Genomic DNA, 3,049 nt, shown 5'->3' with positions numbered 1-3,049 from the left:
AACGGTGCATATTGAGGTGGGTTAATGTAGCCAGACAGGCTGGCAACACCACTTAAACTGCCTGTTTTCGCCCGAACGATACCTTGAGCTAGAGTCCCTTTCATCCGATTTTTGAGACTACCACCGATGCCAGAGAGCGGTAAAGAATCGCGGTAAATTTGACCGACGGGGGTAGTTGCCATTGTCGATAAGACTCGGACGAATGTCGCGGGTGCGACTAAATTGTGTCGAGACAAACCAGAACCATCATAAAGACTGTAGGCTTGAGGATCGACCCCCATTTCTGTCAGCCGTTGTTTGACTAGAGCGATACCGAGCGTGCTGGTATCTTCATTGCTAGTATAGTGTGTAGGATGAGTACGCCCGATCGATTTGAGCAGGACTTCGGCATAGACATTATTACTTTTCTGATTGGTTTCTTGAATTAGTTCAGTAATTGTTGGCGAATCGATCGCCGCAATTTCCGGCAGATTAAAAATATTTTGCTCCGATACTAGGCGCGCATTCCCGATCGAAATACCCGATCGATTTAAGCTTTGATTGAAGGCATTCATAAACGAGCCAGCGGGATTAACCAGCGGTAGATCGATTTGGGTAGATGGGGCATTTAGAGCTAATTTACCCGTCAACCTTATCGTCGATTTGCCAAACATCGCGATTGCATCCACGCGATCGTTCTGACTTGCTAATGCCGTCAAACCTTGATTATCTACTTGCCAATTATTGATACTCGGATCTTTCCACGTATATTTAAGTGGCAGCCCAATTTGTTGGGGACTTACCACCAACGGATTTGAATTTTGATTCAACATCAACCCATTAATTGCGGGTGCATAATCAGTCGATAAATCGCCCCATTCCCAACCAGAATTGAGCTGTTCCCCACGAAAGTAGCCATCATCGAAACTAATCTGCCCGATTTGGGTAATGCCACGTTGTCTGAGTTGCTGGACGAGTAACGGTAATTTAGCTACCGTGAGACTGGGATCGCCTCTACCGACAACGACGAGATTGGCTCGATTCCCCGTGCTCGGTAGTTGGTATACTGACGTTCGCAATCGTCTAGTAGCACCGAGCTGACGTAGCGCGATGGCAGTAGTAATGAGCTTGACATTAGAAGCGGGAATAAATAATCGATCGCCATCCCGATTATAAAGTTGACTCGTGCCATTTAAATCCCGCACGACAATCCCCCAGCGATAGCGACGCAATTCGGGTCGATCGATAATTCGATCGATCTCTGTGGCGAGCTGATTTTGGCAAACTGCTGGTAATGCTGGCGGTGCGATAACTGGCTGCTGTTGCCCTTGTGCTGGCACGATCGCGAGCAATTGCACCAATAACCACCCGCAGGTTGTTGCGATCGGCTGACGAGCAAGAAGTAACTGCGACATCGGTAAACTCACACCCAATTTTTGGCAATCATTAGTCTACATTAGATTGGGACGATCTAGGCGCGGGGGACGGGGAGCGGGGAGCGGGGGGCGAGTAAAGAGGGTATCTAGATCGAGCCGTTATTTTTCACTATAATTTAGATCGCACGATCTCTTAGTACTAATTGACATTAGAGATCGCCAATTCATTGCTTATTCACAGGTATTTTTTCAATAACAGAGCTAACTTTTGTTTGGTAGCTTCAGGTACTTTATCTAGTGGTGTAATAATTGCATATTTGAGGGCAGAATGTGCCTCTGATACAAATAAATTTGCACTCAAGCGGCGAACAGTTGCTTGAATTACTTGTTGCGCATTACTCGCATTTTTGTGGAGATTGGCAATAATCAGATCTACCGTCACATTATCGTGATCGGGATGCCAACAATCATAATCAGTTGCTAATGCTAGCGTCGCATACGCAATTTCAGCCTCTCTAGCTAACTTGGCTTCTGGTAAATTGGTCATACCGATAATCGTCCCGCCGAGCTGCCGATACATATTCGATTCGGCTTTGGTGGAAAAGGCTGGCCCTTCCATACAGACGTATGTACCGCCGCGATGTAAAGTGATTTCGGGTAGTTTCAGGGATTCGATCGAGTCTGCTAATACACCTGCTAACTGATGACAAATCGGATCGCCAAAGGCAATATGCCCGACAATCCCGTCGCCAAAAAAAGTACTCGCGCGACTCTTGGTACGATCGATAAATTGATCCGGCAATACTAAATCTAGCGGCTTAACTTCTGCTTGCAGCGAACCGACTGCCGATGCCGAAATCAGATATTCGACACCAATTTGTTTCATCGCATAGACATTAGCGCGATAGGGAACTTCTGCTGGTGTCAGATGATGATTGCGCCCGTGTCGTGCTAAAAAAGCTACTTCCACACCATCCAATTCACCGACGATGAGATTGTCCGAAGGTTTACCAAAAGGTGTCTCGATACTTACCTCTCGGACATTATTTAAGGCTGACATTTGGTACAGTCCACTACCACCAATAATGCCAATTTTCACATCATTCATCAACTAATTACTCCAAAGTATTCAATATCGATTGGGGCTTCAATAGCTATTTAACTAATTTCTCTAACCCCTATCCCCTATCCCCTATTCCCTAATTTAAGGGTTTGGTTTGATTTCACTGATTTTGGTGTCGATATCAATTAGTGTGTCTAACACGATCCTTTTGGCATAAAGCTTCCAGCCCCATTTCTGAATGGCGATCGCTGCTGCTGTGCCGCCAACTGCGGCGATAAAATCTAGCGGCTGATTGAGGGAAATCCCAAATAACAATCCCAATCCAGCAATACCCCAAAAGGGTAACGCCACAGTTTGACGTTGGGTTTCAACTAATTTGGCAATGCCGCCGGTAGGTAATTCTTGCTCTAGGGTGGCTTTGACTGCTTGCTGCTCGGCTCTATTTACGGATATACCGATTTTGCGGCGCAATTTCTCGATCTTCCGCGCATCACTACTGTATTGAGTGAGTTCGTCTTCCGCCATCAATACCAACCGTTCGTACTGTCCCACAGGTTTATTAATCTTCAAAAATATTTATAAATGATTATAGCCGACGATTCAGATCGGTACCTAATCCATCGGAGATCGC

The 3,049-nt window shown here is 45.9% G+C and carries 3 protein-coding genes; all 3 read right to left on the bottom strand.

The window, feature by feature from the left end:
- Window positions 1-1,394, bottom strand: a 1,394-nt coding sequence (gene dacB, locus RMO84_RS09995) for a D-alanyl-D-alanine carboxypeptidase/D-alanyl-D-alanine-endopeptidase (protein WP_310488316.1), incomplete at its 3' end; no start/stop codon positions are given.
- Window positions 1,395-1,590: 196 nt separating this feature from the next.
- Complete coding sequence (locus tag RMO84_RS09990; protein WP_310488315.1) at window positions 1,591-2,463, bottom strand: S-methyl-5'-thioadenosine phosphorylase; 873 nt, start codon at window positions 2,461-2,463, stop codon at window positions 1,591-1,593.
- A 96-nt stretch (window positions 2,464-2,559) separates the two neighbouring features.
- Entirely contained in the window at window positions 2,560-2,970 is a 411-nt protein-coding gene (locus RMO84_RS09985) for a hypothetical protein (protein ID WP_310488317.1), read from the bottom strand.
- Window positions 2,971-3,049: the final 79 nt, after the last annotated feature.

Source organism: Chamaesiphon sp. VAR_69_metabat_338, from assembly GCF_031423935.1.
Lineage (GTDB): Bacteria > Cyanobacteriota > Cyanobacteriia > Cyanobacteriales > Chamaesiphonaceae > Chamaesiphon.
This window is presented reverse-complemented; position numbering and strand designations above follow the sequence as displayed.

Bases quoted from the DNA above. Each gene is read 5' to 3' on its own strand.
- RMO84_RS09990 (WP_310488315.1), bottom strand. From the start codon at position 2,463: ATGAATGATGTGAAAATTGGCATTATTGGTGGTAGTGGACTGTACCAA.